The organism is Devosia sp. (assembly GCF_014860165.1).
Classification (GTDB): domain Bacteria; phylum Pseudomonadota; class Alphaproteobacteria; order Rhizobiales; family Devosiaceae; genus Devosia.
Genome location: NZ_JACZKG010000060.1, coordinates 1 through 17,481 on the forward strand (window position 1 = coordinate 1; position 17,481 = coordinate 17,481).

The 17,481-nt window shown below is 63.0% G+C and carries 16 protein-coding genes; 3 read left to right on the top strand and 13 right to left on the bottom strand.

The annotated features are described in order from the left end of the window. From IH615_RS14670 to IH615_RS14705, 8 genes are all read right to left on the bottom strand, one after another. On the bottom strand, nucleotides 1–446 hold a 446-nt coding region (locus IH615_RS14670), incomplete at its 3' end, for a biotin/lipoyl-containing protein (RefSeq protein WP_291362793.1). Between the two features lies 1 nt (nucleotide 447). Continuing rightward, entirely contained in the window at nucleotides 448–852 is a 405-nt protein-coding gene (locus IH615_RS14675) for a hypothetical protein (RefSeq protein ID WP_291362795.1), read from the bottom strand. A 9-nt stretch (nucleotides 853–861) separates the two neighbouring features. Next, nucleotides 862–1,881: a pyruvate dehydrogenase (acetyl-transferring) E1 component subunit alpha gene (gene pdhA, locus IH615_RS14680; protein WP_291362797.1), complete on the bottom strand. Its 1,020-nt coding sequence runs from the start codon at nucleotides 1,879–1,881 to the stop codon at nucleotides 862–864. Nucleotides 1,882–1,996: 115 nt separating this feature from the next. After that, the gene (locus IH615_RS14685; RefSeq protein ID WP_291362799.1) at nucleotides 1,997–2,395 is read right to left on the bottom strand and encodes a septum formation initiator family protein; all 399 of its coding nucleotides are present in this window, start codon (nucleotides 2,393–2,395) and stop codon (nucleotides 1,997–1,999) included. Between the two features lie 129 nt (nucleotides 2,396–2,524). Beyond that, nucleotides 2,525–3,493 carry a ribose-phosphate pyrophosphokinase gene (locus tag IH615_RS14690; protein ID WP_291362801.1) on the bottom strand — a complete coding sequence of 323 codons (969 nt, stop codon included), beginning with the start codon at nucleotides 3,491–3,493 and terminating at the stop codon, nucleotides 2,525–2,527. A 77-nt stretch (nucleotides 3,494–3,570) separates the two neighbouring features. Then, nucleotides 3,571–3,861, bottom strand: a complete 291-nt coding sequence (locus IH615_RS14695) for a Dabb family protein (protein ID WP_291362803.1) — start codon at nucleotides 3,859–3,861, stop codon at nucleotides 3,571–3,573. Beyond that, nucleotides 3,858–6,143 (bottom strand): NADP-dependent malic enzyme, encoded by a 2,286-nt coding sequence (locus IH615_RS14700; protein WP_291362804.1) that lies wholly within the window; start codon nucleotides 6,141–6,143, stop codon nucleotides 3,858–3,860. The genes IH615_RS14695 and IH615_RS14700 overlap by 4 nt, the downstream gene beginning before the upstream one ends. A gap of 123 nt (nucleotides 6,144–6,266) precedes the next feature. After that, the gene (locus IH615_RS14705; RefSeq protein WP_291362805.1) at nucleotides 6,267–7,868 is read right to left on the bottom strand and encodes an EAL domain-containing protein; all 1,602 of its coding nucleotides are present in this window, start codon (nucleotides 7,866–7,868) and stop codon (nucleotides 6,267–6,269) included. Between the two features lie 102 nt (nucleotides 7,869–7,970). Between IH615_RS14705 and IH615_RS14710 the strand changes: the two genes are divergently transcribed. Beyond that, a complete protein-coding gene (locus tag IH615_RS14710) occupies nucleotides 7,971–8,243 on the top strand; it encodes a DUF3601 domain-containing protein (protein ID WP_291362807.1) in 273 nt (90 codons plus the stop codon). Between the two features lie 49 nt (nucleotides 8,244–8,292). Here the strand turns inward: IH615_RS14710 and aspS are convergent, their stop codons facing one another. Beyond that, on the bottom strand, nucleotides 8,293–10,083 hold the full coding sequence (gene aspS / locus IH615_RS14715; RefSeq protein ID WP_291362809.1) for an aspartate--tRNA ligase: 1,791 nt from the start codon (nucleotides 10,081–10,083) through the stop codon (nucleotides 8,293–8,295). 197 nt (nucleotides 10,084–10,280) lie between these two features. Here aspS and rnd point away from each other — a divergent pair, with 197 nt between their 5' ends. Next, on the top strand, nucleotides 10,281–11,450 hold the full coding sequence (gene rnd, locus IH615_RS14720; protein WP_291362811.1) for a ribonuclease D: 1,170 nt from the start codon (nucleotides 10,281–10,283) through the stop codon (nucleotides 11,448–11,450). Here rnd and IH615_RS14725 read toward each other — a convergent pair whose 3' ends face one another. The 4 genes from IH615_RS14725 to IH615_RS14740 are packed head-to-tail and all read right to left on the bottom strand — an operon-like array spanning nucleotide 11,451 to nucleotide 16,953. Continuing rightward, entirely contained in the window at nucleotides 11,451–12,986 is a 1,536-nt protein-coding gene (locus tag IH615_RS14725; protein WP_291362813.1) for a Ppx/GppA phosphatase family protein, read from the bottom strand. Further along, nucleotides 12,983–15,151, bottom strand: a complete 2,169-nt coding sequence (locus IH615_RS14730; RefSeq protein ID WP_291362815.1) for an RNA degradosome polyphosphate kinase — start codon at nucleotides 15,149–15,151, stop codon at nucleotides 12,983–12,985. Before IH615_RS14730 ends, IH615_RS14725 begins: the two co-directional genes overlap by 4 nt. Next, nucleotides 15,144–15,884 (bottom strand): hypothetical protein, encoded by a 741-nt coding sequence (locus IH615_RS14735; RefSeq protein WP_291362817.1) that lies wholly within the window; start codon nucleotides 15,882–15,884, stop codon nucleotides 15,144–15,146. Before IH615_RS14735 ends, IH615_RS14730 begins: the two co-directional genes overlap by 8 nt. Next, the gene (locus IH615_RS14740) at nucleotides 15,862–16,953 is read right to left on the bottom strand and encodes an AI-2E family transporter (protein WP_291362819.1); all 1,092 of its coding nucleotides are present in this window, start codon (nucleotides 16,951–16,953) and stop codon (nucleotides 15,862–15,864) included. The genes IH615_RS14735 and IH615_RS14740 overlap by 23 nt, the downstream gene beginning before the upstream one ends. Before the next feature lie 134 nt (nucleotides 16,954–17,087). Between IH615_RS14740 and IH615_RS14745 the strand changes: the two genes are divergently transcribed. After that, nucleotides 17,088–17,481, top strand: a 394-nt coding sequence (locus tag IH615_RS14745) for an AIR synthase related protein (protein WP_291362821.1), incomplete at its 3' end; no start/stop codon positions are given.

The window sequence follows — 17,481 nt, forward strand, 5'->3', positions numbered from 1 at the left end:
GTCTGGGTGATCATCTCCGTACCCGGAGGAAGCCCGACCTCGGGGGCCACCTCTTGTGCCGGCGGGACGCCGGGCGCGGGCATGTCGGGGCTCCGGCTCACGCCCTCGCCTGACGGACGAATTTGGGCCGGAAGGCTCTGGCCATCGGCCTGCTTCAAATCGCGCGGCGCTTTGGGTGATTCAGGCACCGGCGCGCCGGGCTCTTCCCCGTCCTGCAGAATGACGGCGATCGGCGTGTTGACCTTCACATTGTCGGTGCCAGCGGGGATGAGGATCCGGTCCAGCCGGCCTTCATCGACGGCTTCCACCTCCATCGTCGCCTTGTCGGTTTCGATTTCGGCCAGCACGTCGCCGGACTTGACGCTGTCGCCGACCTTGACCAGCCACTTTGAGAGCTTGCCCTCTTCCATGGTGGGCGACAGCGCGGGCATCAGGATTTGGGGCATATCAGCTCTCCAGGAGATTTGGTGCGCCGGGCATCGGGGCCACGCGGCGAAGGTCAGTATTGAAGGCAAATTCGGCAGGAATGATGCGCGGGTCGTTGATCAGCCGGGGCTCGGCAGCCGCGCTGGCGGGAGCCTGCGTCTGGTTGATGGCCCAGCCGCTCAGCACCAAGCCGAGCACGATGAAGACGATGAAGGCAATCGCCGCCCGCTTGTAGATGGCCATGGGCTCGGCCGCGGCAGGGCCGGCCTTCTGCTCGAGCTGGCCGAACTTCCACCAGCCCAGCAGCATATAGGAGCCCAGCCGCTCGCTTGCCGGGGCCAGCCGCACGATGGCGGCGGCCTGTATGGCCGCCACGACCAGTGACAGAATGGCGAAGAGCGCGATCACGCCGAGCAGGATGCTCATCTATCGCTCTCAGGCGCTGATGGTGATGTCGGTCCAGAGTTCGGACGCATCCGGCTCGGGATCGTTGGTGGCGAAGTCGGCCGCCTCGGTGACGATGGCGCGGATCTCGTTCTCGATGGCCTTGAGCGACTCCTCGGTCTGGAACCCGCTCGCGATCAGGCGCGCCTTGACCTGCTCGATCGGGTCGCGCTCCTGCCGGTACTTGGTCACTTCGTCCTTGGAGCGGTATTTCGCCGGGTCGGACATGGAATGCCCGCGATAGCGGTAGGTCAGCATTTCGAGGATGAACGGACCCTTGCCCGAACGGGCGTGCTCGATGGCGCGCTTGGCGGCGTCATAGACCATGCGCACGTCCATGCCGTCGACCTGCTCGCCCGGAATGTCGAACGATGCGCCGCGCATGGAGAAATCGGTGGTCGCTGCGGCGCGCTCGATCGAGGTGCCCATGGCATATTTGTTGTTTTCGATAACGAAGACGACCGGCAGGTTCCAGAGCTTGGCCATGTTGAAGCTCTCATAGACCTGGCCCTGATTGGCCGCGCCGTCGCCGAAATAGGCCAGCGACACGGAACCGTCGCCCTTGTATTTGGCCGCAAAGGCGAGGCCAGTGCCGAGCGACACCTGGGCGCCGACAATGCCATTGCCGCCGTAGAATTTGTGCTCGTTGCTGAACATGTGCATCGAGCCGCCCTTGCCGCGGCTGAGACCGCCCTGGCGACCGGTCAGCTCGGCCATCACGCCCTTGGGATCGAGGCCCATGACCAGCATGTGGCCATGGTCGCGATAGCCGGTGATCTGGGCGTCCTTGCCCTTCTCTGATGCCATGGTGATGCCGGTGACGACGGCTTCCTGGCCGATATAGAGGTGGCAGAAACCGCCAATCAGGCCCATGCCATACATCTGGCCGGCCTTTTCCTCGAAGCGCCGGATCAGCAGCATTTCGCGATAAGCTTCGAGCTCCTGTTCCCTACTGAGTTCAGGTACGTTGGATTGCGTCTTGGCCTTGGTGGCCACAGCCTTACGCGCCATGGGGAACGCTCCGCATCGAAATGGATTTGCCGCTTGGCCTGACTTGGCCACAGTTCGACATCATACTGCAAGCAATGGACGGAAAGCAATGTTCGCGGGCAGCAGCGGATACTGCCTAAAGCGTTGAATCGGCTTCGATAAGTTGAATTAACTCATCTGTAGCTAATTCTTCGAATTTACCGGAAAGTGGTTTACCGGTGCTCGGGTCCACCATGACGATAATGTCATCTGCATTGGCCATGTTCAGCAGCGCTCTTGCCCGTTCAGTGACAATGTCCGGGTCGAGACGGCGCGTGTCCATCAGCGTTGCGCGATGGCTGTAGACATCGATCTCGGCCTGCAAGGCGGCCGATCTGGCCTTGAGCTGGTCGATATCGAGCATGATCTGCGTGCGGCTTTCGATGCCGAACTGGCCTCCGATGGCTGAAAAACCGAGATAGCCCTGAAACCCCAGCAGCGCCGCGGTTAGCGCCAGCGGTCGCCAGAATGCAGGACGTTTGAGACGGGTGGGCATGGGCTAACCGGAACTGAACCCGACCACTATGCCTGACAAGGGTTTAACGCGGGGTTGCGAATGCAGCGCTTCCGAACCTGTTCACATATCCCTGAGGTAGAAAGCGAGAGGAACTCCGTCTCGACCGGCCTACTCGGCCGCTTGCCCCAGGCGCGACACGTCGTGGAACAACGCGCTCACCGATTCCCCGCTATTGATGCGGCGCATCGCCTCCGCCAAGGCCGGCGCGACGGACAGCACCTTGAGCTTTTCCACCATGCGCTCGGGCGCGATAGGCAGCGTATTGGTGCAGACGATCTCGGTGAGGTCGGGCTCGGCGGCCAGCCGCTGCAGGGCGGAGCCGGCGAAGATGCCATGCGTGCAGGCAATGCGGATCGAGCGGGCGCCGCTGGCGCGCAGGTGTCGCAGCAGCTCGATCATGGATCCGCCATTGGCGATTTCGTCATCGAGAACGATGACGTCGCGGCCGCGGACATCCCCTATAATGGCGGTGATCCGCACTTCAGTATCACTGAGACGTTCCTTTGCGCCGGCAGCGACTGGTGTTCCCAACCGACGCGCGAAAGCGGCGGCGGTCTTGGCATTGCCCAGGTCCGGAGACACCACCACGGCGTTGCTGAGATCGTAGCGCTGGAAATGGTCTGCCAGTTCGGCCAAAGCATGCAGGTGATCGACCGGCACGCTGAAAAAACCATGCACCTGTGGCGAATGCAGCGTCATGGTCAGCACGCGGTCGGCGCCGGCCGTCGCCAGCAAATCGGCCACGAGCCGCCCACCGATGGATATGCGCGGCGCATCCTTCTTGTCGGAGCGCGCGTAGGAATAGTGGGGAATGACGGCGGTGATGCGCGAGGCCGAGGCGCCACGCGCCGCATCCAGCATCAGCAGCAGTTCCACCAAGTGATCCTGCACCGGGGAACTCAGCGTCTGGATGAGAAACACATCCTGCTCGCGGCAATTCGCCTGCAGCTGCACCTCGATGCAGTCGTTGGAGAACCGCGTCACGCGGGTCGGATTGAGGGGGACGCCGAGCTGGGCACAGATGTCCCGGGCCAATTGTGGATGCGAGCTACCACCGAACACAGCGATCTGGTTCATGGGCACATTCTCGGCACTCCGGATGGCGATGCCGGGGCTCTAGCATGAGCCCCGGAGCCGGGCAAGCGCCGAACGGATCACAATGGGACGTAGTCGATCTCGAGGAACTTTTCGACCTCGGGTAGCCAGCGGTCACGCACGAAGGCGACGTGAACGGGATGATCATTATATCCCGAATAGGCGGCCTGATCGGCGAACTCCATCGAGAAGCCAAAGGCATAGTCGTTCTTGGGGCTGACCTGGCGCAACTGCTCGAACTTTTCGACGCTTGGAATGGCGGCCAGCGCCATGGCGTCGCGGAGGAAGTCGGCCTCCTCCGCCGATCCGTCTGCATGCTTCAGGTTGAACACGACAGTGTGGCGGATCATGCCTCGGCTCCAATAGCCTCGGTCGCGGCAATCGCCGCCATGTTGACGATGCCGCGGCTGGTGGTCGATGGCGCCAGGATGTGGGCCGGCGAGCGCGGCCCCATCAGGATGGGGCCGACCGACAGGGCGTTGTTCATCTCCTTGAGCAGCGTCATCGACAGGTTCGCCGCGTCGAGATTGGGGAAGATCAGCAGGTTGGCTTCGCCGGTGAGCACGCTATCGGGGATGTAGCGCTCGCGCAGGTCCTGGCTCAGTGCCAGGTCGCCCTGCATTTCGCCTTCGACGATAAGGTCGGGGGCAATGGCTTTGAGCTTCTGGTAGGCCTCGCGCATCTTGTAGGCGCTGTCGCCATCGCGCGAGCCGAAGTTCGAATAGCTCAGCAGCGCCACCCTGGCCTCGATGTTGAAGCGCTTGAGGTGGTTGCGGGCCTGGAGGGCGATGCCGACGATCTCGTCGGGCGTGGGGTCCTGGTTGACATAGGTATCGGCCAGGAAGAATGCGCCGCGCGGCATGATCAGCATGGATAGTGCCGAGACGTCGGTTACTCCGTCCTGCAAGCCGATGATGGAGCGGATGTCGCGCACATGCTTGATGAAACGGCCCTGCAGTCCGCAGATCAGCGCGTCAGCCTCGCCACGCTTCACTGCCAGCGCCCCGATGACGGTGGTATTGGTGCGCACGACCTGACGTGCCGTATCCGGGGTCACCCCGTCGCGCCCAACCAGCGAGTGGAACAGCGTCACGTAATCGCGGTAGCGCGGATCGTCTTCAGGATTGATCACCTCGAAATCGGCGCCAGGGCGCAGGTTGAGGCCAAAGCGCTCGATACGCGCCTCGATGACGGCCGGGCGGCCGATCAGGATCGGGCGGGCAATGCGTTCTTCCAGCAGCACCTGGGTGGCGCGCAGCACGCGCTCGTCCTCGCCATCGGCGAAGGCAATGCGCTTGTTCTGGCCCTGTGCCCGATCGATGATGGGCTTCATCACCAGGCCAGAGCGGAAGACGAAGCGATTGAGGCCATCCATATAGGCGTCCCAGTCCGCGATCGGCTTCTTGGCCACGCCCGATTCCATGGCGGCGCGAGCCACCGCTGGCGCGATGCGCAGGATCAGCCGCTGGTCGAAGGGATTGGGAATGATGTGATCAGGCCCGAACACGGCTGGGGCGCCCGATGGCGACACTTCCAGCCCGGGTTCATGCGCCAGCTTGGCGATGGCGCGCACGGCGGCCAGCTTCATCTCTTCGTTGATCGTGGTGGCGGCGACATCGAGCGCCCCGCGGAAGATGAAGGGGAAGCAGAGGACGTTGTTGACCTGGTTGGGATAGTCCGAGCGGCCGGTGCAGACCATGGCGTCCGGCCGGGTTGCCTTGGCCAGCTCGGGCGTGATTTCCGGGTTCGGATTGGCCAGCGCCAGAATCAGTGGCTTGGGCGCCATCCTGGCCAGCATTTCCGGCTTCAGCGCGCCGGCGGCGGAAAGACCGAGGAAGACATCGGCGCCCTCGACCACCTCGGCCAGCGTCGTCGCTTCGCTGGTGCGACGGAACTGGCCGCGCCACTTGTCGTTAACGTCATTGCGCTTGTGGGTGACCAGGCCATCCTTGTCGGCGACCCAGATGTTTTCGTATTTGGCGCCCAGCGCTACCAGCACGTTGAGGCAGGCGATAGCCGCGGCCCCTGCCCCCGATGCGCAGATCTTGACCTCGTCGATTCTCTTGCCCTTGAGCTCGAGCCCGTTGAGCACCGCCGCACCGACGATGATGGCCGTGCCATGCTGGTCATCATGGAATACCGGGATCGGCATGCGCTCGCGCAGCGCTTCCTCGATCTCGAAGCAATCGGGGGCGCGGATATCCTCAAGGTTGATGCCGCCGAATGTCGGCCATAGCGGCGCCACAGCCTCGATGAACTTGCCCGGGTTGATCTCGTCGATCTCAAGATCGAACACGTCGATGCCGGCGAACTTCTTGAAGAGCACCGCCTTGCCCTCCATGACCGGCTTACTAGCCAGCGCGCCGATATTGCCCAGGCCGAGGACGGCCGTGCCGTTGGAGATAACGGCCACCAGGTTTTGCCGCGAGGTATATTTGGCGACCGAGTCCGGGTTGGCAGCGATTTCCTCGCAGGGAGCAGCCACGCCAGGCGAATAGGCCAGCGCCAGGTCGCGCTGGTTGCCGAGCGGCTTGGTCGGCTGGATTTCCAGCTTGCCGGGTTTGGGGAACTCGTGGAAATGCAGGGCGGCTTCGCGCAGGGCTTTCCGCTGCTCGTTGGGGTCGGTCGTCACGCAGTCCTCCTCGCCCGCCTTGCATGATCGCGGACATAGTTTGGGACAGCGTTGGTGCCACCAATCGCCCCGGTTGAAAAGTGGCTAACTCAGCCGAATGCTGCAACTAAAGTCGCAAGTCGCTCAGGCGGCGCTGGCGACAATGCTTTCGATGCGGCTGCGGGGCGCCACAGTCGCGTGGAGCGCGGTCGCCAGTTCGCGGAATGCGCCAATCTTGAGTGCCGGTGCGAAGATGAAGCCTTGCGCCTGGATGACGCCCCGCGCCCGCAGGTACAGCGCCTGCTCTTCGGTCTCGACACCCTCAGCGACGATCTCGCAATCGAGGTCCTTGGCCATCGAAATAAGGCCATCGAGCACAGGGACCTGCGTCGTGCCGGGCTTGACCATGTCGACGAAGATCCGGTCGATCTTGATGATGTCGATGCCCAGCGTGCCGAGATAGGCCAGGTTGGAATGGCCCGTGCCGGCGTCGTCCATGGCGAGCTTGGCGCCGAGCGCGTGCAGACCGGCGATAACACTGTTGGCAACGGCGGAGTTTGCCAGTGGGTGCCGTTCGGTGATTTCGAACACCAACTGGCGGAAGTTGATCGGCGAATTGCCGAAGATGGCCTGCACGTCCTCGACGATGCTGTCGTCGCGGAAGTGCCCCTCGAACAGGTTGATGGAGATTTTCATCTCCGGCATCATCTGGCTCAGGTCGCCCAGATCGAACTTGACCTGCTGCATCAGCGACAGGGTCATGGGGATGGCAAGGCCGGTAACTTCGGCATAGTCGATGAAAGCGCCGGGTGGCACCACCTGCCCGTTCTTCTTCTCCCAGCGACACAGCACCTCGCAGCCCATCAACTCGCCCGTGCGCAGGTTGATGACTGGTTGGTAATAGGGCTTGATCTCGCCCCGGGCGATAGCGCGCTCCAGATCGAAGGCCGGCACTCGCGACCGCCGCACATAGCCGAGGGACAGCAGCAGCACGACTGCACTCATCAGGCAGGCAATGGCGGTGAAGGCCATATCGAGGTCGGCATAGGTCGCACGAGCCATGACAAAGGGAATGGCATATTCGACCTTGAGCGGAAGCTCACCGGCGAAGGCGTCAGCGAAGATGAACTCGGCACTGGAGCCGCGCCGATCGAAAGCGCCGGCATCGCCAATGGTCAGGACTGGCGTGCCATTGGTCAGCAACACGCGCATCATTGCGGCGGCGGGAAGCCCCTGCGCCAATCCATCCGAGGTTTGCCCCATGAGCGGCACGAAGGCCGAGACGCGACGCGTCTGGCCGAAGGTCTGTGTGACCTTGAGCGCTGGCATGGCCATGTCGCCGAGCTGGACCAGCGTCATGGTCTCGGTATGGCCCGGTACCGGCAGGTTCTCGGAGAGCGGCGAAAAGGCAACGGTGCGGCCAAAGGCGTCGCAATACTGCACGCCGTCGGAATTCTCGACCAACACCTGCTTCATATTGAGACTGGATTCGATCTCGCGCTGAACATTGGCGACAAAGGTCGGCGTGCACAGTGAGGGGCTCTCGGTGAGGATGCGCCGTAGTGCGCCGACGGCGTCGTTCACCCCGATCTCTATTTGTGAGGTAACGCCATTAACATATTGTTCGATCTCGATTTTCTCTCTCACGCGGACGTAGCCGTCCAGCAGATAGTCCACAGCGATAATGGGAACGAACGCCAGTAGCGCACCCATCAGCGTCAGAACATGAGAATACTTGGACTTCAAAATCCGAATCCGAGACAACCATCGCCCTAGTCATCGGTACCAATCAGGCTTTAATGGACTGTTAACGCTGGTTAACCGACTGCAAATCACGGAGCTGCCGGAGTGAGCCAGGATTGGCCGACGACATCATTCGGACATCTCTGGCCCGGCATGACCTACATGGTCGTGCAGCCCTTCCGGGACTTCGATGGGAATGAGCATCCGGTGGGCGAAACCTGGAGCTTCATCGGCTCCGGTTTCCTGCCCTATGACGACGGCCTGTCGCTGTTCGTAATTATCGACGGCCAGCGTCGGCAGATCCGGATGCAATGGCGCGAGGAACAACAGGGCGCCATCGTCGACAATCTCCCGGACTATGTCGAGGCAAAGAAATAGGCGGCCCTGGGGCCGCCCATCTGTCACCACACCACCTGAGCAGATGCGCCTAGGACTGAACGTTGAGCCTGATGCTCAGTTCGCGCAACTGCTTTGCCGTCGCGGGACTCGGCGCGCCCATCAGCAGATCTTCGGCCTGCTGGTTCATCGGGAAGGCCGTGATCTCGCGCAGGTTCGCCACGCCACAGAGCAGCATGACGATACGGTCGATGCCGAAGGCGGCCCCACCATGCGGCGGCGCGCCATATTGGAAGGCGCGATAAAGACCACCAAACTGCTCCTCGACCTCGTCCCGGCTCTTGCCGGTCAGCTCGAACGCCTTGACCATAGTCTCGGGCAACTGGTTACGGATCGAGCCAGAGGCGATTTCGAAGCCGTTGCAGACAGCGTCATACTGATACGCCTTGATGGTCAGCGGATCCTGACTGTTGAGCGCATCGATCCCACCCTGCGGCATAGAGAATGGGTTGTGGGCGAAATCAACGCGCTTCTCTTCCTCGCTCCACTCGTAGAACGGGAAATCGACGATCCAGCACAGTGCGAACTGCTCGGTATCCACCACACCGGCATCGGTGCCGGCCTTGGTGCGTGCCTCGCCGGCAAACTTGTAGAACTTGTCCGGCCGTCCGCAGACGAAGAATACTGCATCACCGTCATCAAGGCCAAGCTGGGTCCTGAGGGCGGCGGTCCGTTCCTCGCCGATATTCTTGGCAATGGGGCCACTGCCCTGCCCGTCCTTGAAGAAGATGTAGCCCAGGCCCGGTTGGCCTTCGCCCTGTGCCCAGGCATTCATGCGGTCGCAGAAGGCCCGGCCGATGGGCTCGGCGCCCGTCTTGTTCTTGACCGGAATTGCCCAGACTTCCACCTTGGCATCGGCCTCGATCTGCCCGGCGAATACCTTGAAGCCGGAGCCGGCAAAATGCTCGGTTACAGCCTGCATCTCGATCGGGTTGCGAAGGTCCGGCTTGTCCGAACCATATTTGCGGATGGCCGTGTCATAGGGGATGCGCGGCCAGTCCTTGGTGACGCGCTTGCCGTCGGCGAACTGCTCGAAGATCGAGGTGATCACCGGCTGGGTGGTGTTCCAGACGTCTTCCTGGGTGACGAAGCTCATCTCCAGGTCTAGCTGGTAGAATTCGCCCGGCAGGCGGTCGGCGCGCGGGTCTTCGTCGCGGAAGCACGGCGCGATCTGGAAGTAGCGGTCAAAGCCCGCCACCATCAGTAGCTGCTTGTACTGCTGCGGTGCCTGCGGCAGGGCGAAGAACTTGCCGGGGTGGATGCGTGACGGCACGAGGAAGTCGCGCGCGCCTTCGGGCGAACTGGCCGTCAGAATCGGCGTCGAATATTCGGCAAAGCCCTGCTCGGTCATGCCTGATCGCATCGCCGCGATCACCTTGGTGCGCTTGACGATATTGGCATGCAGCTTCTCGCGGCGCAGGTCGAGGAAGCGATAGCGCAGGCGCACGTCTTCGGGATATTCCTGATCGCCGAAGACCGGCAGCGGCAGTTCCTTGGCGGTCGACAGCACTTCGATCTCGCGAATGAAGACCTCGATCGTGCCGGTGGGCAAGTTGGGATTGACCGCAGAAGCGTCGCGCAGCTTCACGTCGCCGTCGATGCGGATGACCCATTCCGCGCGGACCTTTTCGGCGGCCGCGAAGGCGGGAGAATCAGGGTCGATAACGGCCTGGGTGACGCCATAGTGGTCGCGCAGATCGATAAACAGCAGGCCGCCATGATCGCGGATGCGGTGTACCCAACCGCTGAGACGGACGGTCTGGCCGGCTTCCTTGGCGGTGAGAGCCCCGCAGGTATGCGAGCGGTAGCGATGTGAGGTCATGTGGGAACTCTGGAAAAGGCCTGAATCTTGGGCGGGAAAAGCGCATGGGAGTCCCCGCTTGTCAAGTTTCACCGGCGCTGGCGGAACCCGAGCTGCTCGGGAGGCGCTAACCCTGCCGAAGGGCTCAACAAATCCGGTATGGAGTGGGCTGGCGGCACCTGCTAGGAAGAATATTGACGAATTTGAGACGGACGCCGATGGACCTCATTGTTTCCACAGATGTGCTCGCTGCTTTCTGCGAGCGCGCTGCGAAGTTTGATTTTGTGACTGTCGATACAGAGTTCCTTCGCGAGACGACCTATTGGCCGAAACTCTGCCTGGTGCAGGTGGCGACGGATGATGAGGCGGTGCTAATCGATCCGCTGGCGCCGGAACTCGATCTGACAGCCTTCTTCCACCTGCTTGCTAATCCCAACCTTACCAAGGTGTTCCATGCCGCCCGGCAGGACATCGAGATATTCGTCAAGCTTACCGGCAAGGTGCCGGTCAATATTTTCGACACCCAGATCGCCGCCAGCGTCTGTGGCTTTGGCGACAGCGTTTCCTACGACAATCTCGTGCGCTCGATCACCAATGTCGAGCTGGACAAGTCATCGCGCTTTACCGACTGGTCGGCGCGCCCCCTGAGCGAGAAGCAGCGGCTATACGCCGTTGCCGACGTGACCCACCTGCGCGACATCTACCGCGAGTTGCGCAAGCAGGTGGATGCCACCAAGCGCTGGGACTGGGTGGAGGACGAGCTGGGCGTGCTGCGCAGCATCGATACCTATGTCGTCCAGCCCGAGCAGGCCTGGGAACGGCTCAAGATGAAGATCAATCGCCCGCGAGACCTCGCGGCAATGATGAAGCTGGCCGCGTGGCGCGAAAGGCGCGCGCAGGACAGCGACCAGCCGCGCAGCCGCGTGCTCAAGGACGACGTGCTGTTCGAGCTGGCCATGCAGCGCCCGCTGACACCAGACGCCTTTGAAAGACTCCGCGCCGTGCCGCGCGGCTTCGGCCGCAGCTCGGCCGCGGCCGAGATCATGGCGCTGCTGAAAGATGTTGAGGCCCTGCAGAAGAGCGACTTGCCCAGCATGCCGGAGCGCTATCGCGGGCCTTCGCCCAAGGGCGCTGTCGGCGATCTCATCCGGGTCCTGCTCAAGTCGGTGGCCGAGCAGCACGGCGTGGCAGCCCGCATCCTCGCCACATCGGACGATATCGATGCCCTGGTGCTCGATGACGATGCCGACGTCCCTGCCCTCAAGGGCTGGCGCCGCAAGCTCTTTGGCGACAAGGCGCTGGACATCAAGCACGGCCGCATTGGCCTGGTCGCAACCCGCAAGGGCGTGCTGGAATTCGCGGTGAAGGACTCGACACCGGCGGAGTAGCTACTCCACCCGAACCGTCGAACTCTTGAACCCCGCCACGCCGGCCAACTGCTCCAGCCGACCGCGCAGGTGCTCGCCATCAAGGAAGGCGAGGTCACCCGGTAGTACCAGGGTCAGGGCGCTGTCTGCAGCCTCAAACCGGATCCGCGGCAGGATGCCGGGCATGGCTGCCGTCATGGGATAGGCGACGCGGAACAAGGCGCCGATCAGTCGCGCGCGCGCTGTCATCTCGGCGGAGCCGAGCCCGGCGAGCGGCGCAGCGGCCTTGCTCTTGAGCCCGTCGTAGCGGACGGCGATGACCTGGGCCAGGAACGAGCGACCGGGATGATCCACCCCGCTCAGCGAACTATAGGCCACTGCATCAACGCTTTGCGGCCCACGATAATCTGGATGAGCGCGCCAGCCGATATCGGCCAGGAGGCACGCCACGGTGCGCAACCGGGCCTGAATGGCCGTCTCCGGCGTTCCGGTAGCGTCGAGGAACTGGCCGCCGAATTCGACCAGATCGCTGGCATGGGCGGGCGAGCGGGACCGCAGGACCGACAGTTCCTCGGCGCCCTGGATGAGCGGATCGATGGCCTGCTCACGGCTGTCGAGCAGGCCATAAAGATAGCCCTCGCGTACGCCCAGGGCGGAAAACACCACGTCGGCGAAGTGGCCGGCCTTGAGTACTTCGGCCATAACGGCCGCGCCGAATGGCACCAGTTCGCGGCGGGACGAACTGACATGCTCGGCGCCGTCATAGGACTTCAGCGAACCGGCGCCAACGATCTGCTGGCAAAACTGGATCATGTCGTCGGCCGGCACGACATAGTGCTGGACCATGTGCAGCGGGTAGTGGCGCGCGATCTGGTGCATTTTGGCCAAAGACCGCCAGGTGCCACCTATGGCGGCAAACGATGCCCCCTTCTCCGTCTTGCCCAGCGAGGATTTGGCCAGGCGCTCGCGCACGATTGCCGCTGCACGGACCGGCGAGCCATTGCTGTCGTCCTGCAGGCGGATGACCCCGATCTCGAACGATTCGCCAGTGGTGTCGCTGCCTTCGGTGATGCCAGAGAGCTCAAGGCTGCCGCCGCCCAGATCGCCGACGGTGCCGGCAAAACCGGGAATGCCCGCCACAGCGCCGAGGGCGGCGTAATGGGCTTCCTCCTCGCCGGACAATACCTGCACCTTGCTGTCCATCAGCGCCTCGACGGCGTCGACAAACTCCTGCCGGTTGGCGGCGTCGCGCACCGCTGATGTCGCGAGCACCCAGACCTTGCCCACCCGCATCATGCGCGCAACCAGGGCGAACCGCTTGATGGCGTCCAGAGCCTGGGCAACGTTGGCGTCGGCCAGACGACCGGTCCGCCCCACGCCACGTCCCAGCGCGCAAGCCGATTTTTCGTTGTAGAGCGGCGTCAGCGCCCGCGCATGGCGCTCATAGACGACCAGTCGCACCGAGTTGGAGCCGATATCGAGGACAGCCACGGGCTTGGCACCCTTGATGCGGCCCTGCGCCGTCGGATCGGCATCGACGCCCCAGAATTGATTCAAGCCAGGCCCTCTTCGCCTTCGCCACCGGCGCTACCGCGTCCGGACAGCGACGGATTGGTCATGAAATAGTCATGCGCATTGAAGGGTTCCTCCCCTTCCGCTGCGCGGACCCGATGCGAACTGCCATCGGGCAGCACTTCCCAGCTCTGCTGGTTGTCGCGCAGATAGGCAACCAGAATCACATCCAGGATCTGCTTGTGCACGGTCTTGTTGAGTATCGGCACCATCACTTCCACGCGGCCATCGAGGTTGCGGCCCATCAGGTCCGCCGAGGAAATATAGACCTTGGCGCGCGGGTTGGGCATGGCCTCGCCATTGCCGAAGCAATAGATGCGGCTGTGCTCGAGGAAGCGACCGACCACCGATTTTACCCGGATATTGTCGGAGAATCCGGGGATTCCCGGCCGCAGGCAGCAGATGCCACGCACGATCAGGTCCACCTTCACGCCCGCTTGGCTCGCGTCATAGAGCGCGTCGATGATCTGTGGGTCGACCAGCGAATTCATCTTGAGCAGGACGCTGGCGGACTGGCCATCGCGGGCGAATTCGATCTCGCGTGCGATATCCTGCAGCAGCGTCTGCCGCAGGTTTACCGGCGATACGGCGATGGTTTCGAGCTCGGTGGGGCGGGCATAGCCGGTGATAAAGTTGAATACGCGCGCCACGTCGCGGGTGATCGAGGGGTCGATGGTGAAGTAGCTGAGATCGGTATAAATCTTGGCGGTGATCGGATGGTAGTTGCCGGTGCCGATATGGCAATAGCTCACCAGCTTGCCCTTTTCGCGCCGCACCACCTGGCTGAGCTTGGCGTGGGTCTTGAGTTCGATAAAGCCGAACACCACCTGCGCGCCGGCCCGTTCGAGGTCGCGGGCCCAGCGGATATTGGCCTCTTCGTCGAACCGAGCCTTGAGTTCGACCAGGCAGGTCACCGATTTTCCGGCTTCGGCCGCCAGCACCAGTGCCTTGATGATCGGGCTATCGGCCGAGGTGCGGTAAAGCGTCTGCTTGATGGCGACCACATCCGGGTCACGCGCTGCCTGCATGAGGAACTGCGCCACCACGTCGAAACTCTCGAACGGGTGATGCACCAGGATATCCTTGGCGCGGATGGCGGCGAAGCTGTCCCCGCTATAGTCGCGGATGCGTTCGGGGAAGCGGGCGTGATAGGGCGTGAACTTCAGGTCCGGCCGCTCGACATCGCAGACCTTGCGGGCGTCGGCGAGCCCCAGGAACCCCTGCACCTCGAAGACATCGCCATCCTTGACGCCCAATTGCTCGCTGATCTGGCGCTTGAGCGCGCGCGGCATCGAGCTTTCGATTTCGAGCCGGATCACCTGGCCGCGCCGGCGCTGGCGCAGGGCGGTCTCGAACTCCACGACCAGGTCGGCCGCTTCGTCGTCGATTTCGATTTCGCTGTCCCGGATGACGCGGAAGGCGCCCGAGCCGACCACTTCATGACCGGGGAACATCTTGTGGAAGAACAGCTTGACCAGCGTATCGATGGTCACCACCTCGCTGCGCCCCTCCGAGACCAGCCCGGTGGGCAGGTTGATGAAGCGGTCGAGATTGCCGGGAATGCGCACCAGGGCGGTCAAGGGCAGGTCATTGTCAGGGCGCTTCAGCTCAAAAGCCAGCGCCAGGCCCAGATTGGGAATGAACGGGAATGGATGCGCCGGGTCGACCGCGATCGGCGTCAGCACCGGGAAGATTTCCTCGCGGAACAGCTTCTGCAGGTAATTGACCTGGTCCGGCGTCAGGTCGTCGGCCTCGTGGATCACCACGTTCTGGGCAAACAGCTCCTCGCGCAGGCTCTGCCAGTGATCCTGCTGCTCAAGCTGCAGGTGCTGGGCCAGCGTGGCGATCTCTTCCATCTGCTCGGCCGGGGTCAACCCGTCGGCGCTTTGCTTGGCCAGCCCCGCGCGCATCTGGCCTTTGAGTCCGGCGACGCGGACCATGTAGAATTCGTCCAGGTTGTTGGCCGAGATTGAAACGAAGCGCAGCCGCTCCAGCAGCGGATGGTTCACATTGCCCGCTTCCTCAAGCACGCGCATGTTGAACTGCAGCCAGCTGACCTCGCGATTGACGAAGCGCGCCGGGCTCTTGCGCAGGGCTTCGATATCGGGGACCGATGCATCGGCTTCGGTGAACTCGCTCATTTCATTCATCGTCTTCGGTGTCCCAATCCTGTTCCGGGCTCGCATCCCCGCGCACCAGGCGGCGGCGGTTGAGCGCATCGGCGGCGATGCTGCGGGTAATGGCCGTGCCCTTGGCAAGCGCCAGCCGGTCCATAAGGTCAGCGAGAGTCACGACTTCTTCGGCGGAGCGCTCCATGCGCGCCACCAGATAGCCGATGATTCTGGGATCGACCTTTATCTGGCGATCCCCGAACAGTTTCACGAACATCTGTGACAATTGAATGTCGTCCGTCAGTTCAAGAGTGTAGGCCGCCGCCCGGCGGACACGCGAGCGTACATCATCTGTCGCCAGCGGCCAGTTCGCAATGTCCTCGCGCGCCGTCAGCAAAATCGGCCGCTGTTCGCGCATGGACTGGTTGAGCAGGTGGAACAGCCCCGCCTCGTCATAGGCCAGCCGGTCCACGTCCTCGACGATGACAGGCGACGTGCCGCCCTCGGTCGCCAGGGCCTCCAGGTCCCCGGTGCCGGCAAATCGTGCGCCGCTACGGTCGGCGAAGATGCGCGCCAGGTGCGATTTTCCCGCTTTGGCTGGTCCGGTCACCAGCGTAATGGGGTCGGGCCAGTGCGGGAAGGCCATGATACGGCCATGGGCGAGCGCATTGCCCTCGCCGACCAGGAAGTCCGCCTCTCCCTGGGCGGGCGTATGGCCCAGCTCGAGCGTCAGCTGGCCCCTGGGCTCGTCAGGACTTGCCGGGAGTGCCATCGGGGCCACCATTCTGCCCGAGATAAAGGGTACTGGCCTTATATTTGGCCACGCCATAGCGCACGAGCACACCGACAATTGCGGCCAGCGGCACGGCTAGCAGCAGGCCGACAAAGCCGAACAGGGCGCCGAAAGCCAGCAGCGCGAACATCAGCCAGACCGGATTGATGTTGATCGAGCCGCCCACCAGCTTGGGATAGAGGATGTTGCCCTCGATGAACTGCCAGCCGAGGAAAATGGCGCCAACCGCGACCACCATCCAGTAGTTCGGCCAGAACTGCACGACGGCGATGCCCACGGAAATGGCGAATCCCACGGCGAATCCGACATACGGAATGAAGCTCAGCAGGCCCGCAATAAGCCCGACGGCGAGGCCAAAGTTGAGGCCGATCAGGCTTAGCGCCGTGGCATAGTAGGCAGCATCGATCAGCAGCACGCCGCCCTGCCCGCGGATGACGCCGGCCATCGATTTGTCGATGTCGCTGAGGATCTGGTTGATCTCGGCGCGCGATTCACGAGGCAGCAGGCCTTGCAGGCCGCGCACCATCCCCTCCCAGTCGAGCAGCAGGTAAAAAGCCACAACCGGCGTGAGCAGGGTAAAACCGATGACGCCGGCGCCGGTCAGGCCGATATTGACCAGTTCGGCCGGCAGCGTGGCGATGAAGCCGAGCGCCTGGCTGGCGAGGCCGCTGATGCTGGTCTGCAACTGGGCGGCCCGCTCCGGCCCTAGCCACTCGTTGATCTCCGGCGACCAGCGTGTGATCAGCGCCTGCAGGTCCGAGACATAGCCGGGCAGCCGCTGGATCAGCCCGATGATCTGCTGGCCGATCAGCGGCACATACATGAAGAACAGGCTGACGATGATGGTGATCACGCTCAGCAGCACCACTGCCGTGGCCCAGCCGCGGTTGAAGCGCCAGTTCTGCAACTGGTTGACGAGAGGGTTGAGCAGGTAGGCCAATGCCGCGCCGACCACGAAGGGAAGCAGGATGCCGCGGAAGAGCCAGAGCAATAGCACCAGCACCACGAGGAACGTGACCCAGATCAGCACTTGATTTCGCAGTGTCATGGTGCCGGGCGGCCCTTGCGTCGGTGTGGTGGAGAAGCTATCAGGCCGTCTAGCTTCCGGCTCCGGAGTTGGCAACCGCCTTGGTCTTCCGGTAACGGCTTTGCGCACGCTTTCCCCACACGGTATTGAGGCCAATGTCCGATCCGCAAAACCTGACATCAAACGGTCTGTCATACAAGCAGGCGGGTGTCGACATCGACGCCGGCAATGCCCTGGTCGAGGCCATCAAACCCGCCGTCCGTTCCACCCGGCGCCCCGGTGCCGATGGCGAGATCGGCGGCTTTGGCGGGCTGTTCGATCTCAAGGCGGCTGGCTTCACCGATCCGGTGCTGGTGGCGGCCAATGACGGCGTCGGCACCAAGCTCAAAATCGCCATCGATACCGGCAATCATGGCACGATCGGGCAGGACCTGGTGGCGATGTGCGTCAACGACATCATCGTGCAGGGTGCCGAGCCGCTGTTCTTCCTCGACTACTTCGCGTGCGGCAAACTCGACCTGGCCAGCGCCACCGACGTGATCAAGGGTG

Coding starts and splice junctions, on each gene's coding strand:
- IH615_RS14695 (WP_291362803.1), bottom strand. CDS start 3,861: ATGATCCGCCACACTGTCGTGTTCAACCTGAAGCATGCAGACGGATCG.
- aspS (WP_291362809.1), bottom strand. CDS start 10,083: ATGACCTCACATCGCTACCGCTCGCATACCTGCGGGGCTCTCACCGCC.
- IH615_RS14690 (WP_291362801.1), bottom strand. CDS start 3,493: ATGAACCAGATCGCTGTGTTCGGTGGTAGCTCGCATCCACAATTGGCC.
- IH615_RS14740 (WP_291362819.1), bottom strand. CDS start 16,953: ATGACACTGCGAAATCAAGTGCTGATCTGGGTCACGTTCCTCGTGGTG.
- pdhA (WP_291362797.1), bottom strand. CDS start 1,881: ATGGCGCGTAAGGCTGTGGCCACCAAGGCCAAGACGCAATCCAACGTA.
- IH615_RS14730 (WP_291362815.1), bottom strand. CDS start 15,151: ATGAATGAAATGAGCGAGTTCACCGAAGCCGATGCATCGGTCCCCGAT.
- IH615_RS14735 (WP_291362817.1), bottom strand. CDS start 15,884: ATGGCACTCCCGGCAAGTCCTGACGAGCCCAGGGGCCAGCTGACGCTC.
- IH615_RS14675 (WP_291362795.1), bottom strand. CDS start 852: ATGAGCATCCTGCTCGGCGTGATCGCGCTCTTCGCCATTCTGTCACTG.
- rnd (WP_291362811.1), top strand. CDS start 10,281: ATGGACCTCATTGTTTCCACAGATGTGCTCGCTGCTTTCTGCGAGCGC.
- IH615_RS14685 (WP_291362799.1), bottom strand. CDS start 2,395: ATGCCCACCCGTCTCAAACGTCCTGCATTCTGGCGACCGCTGGCGCTA.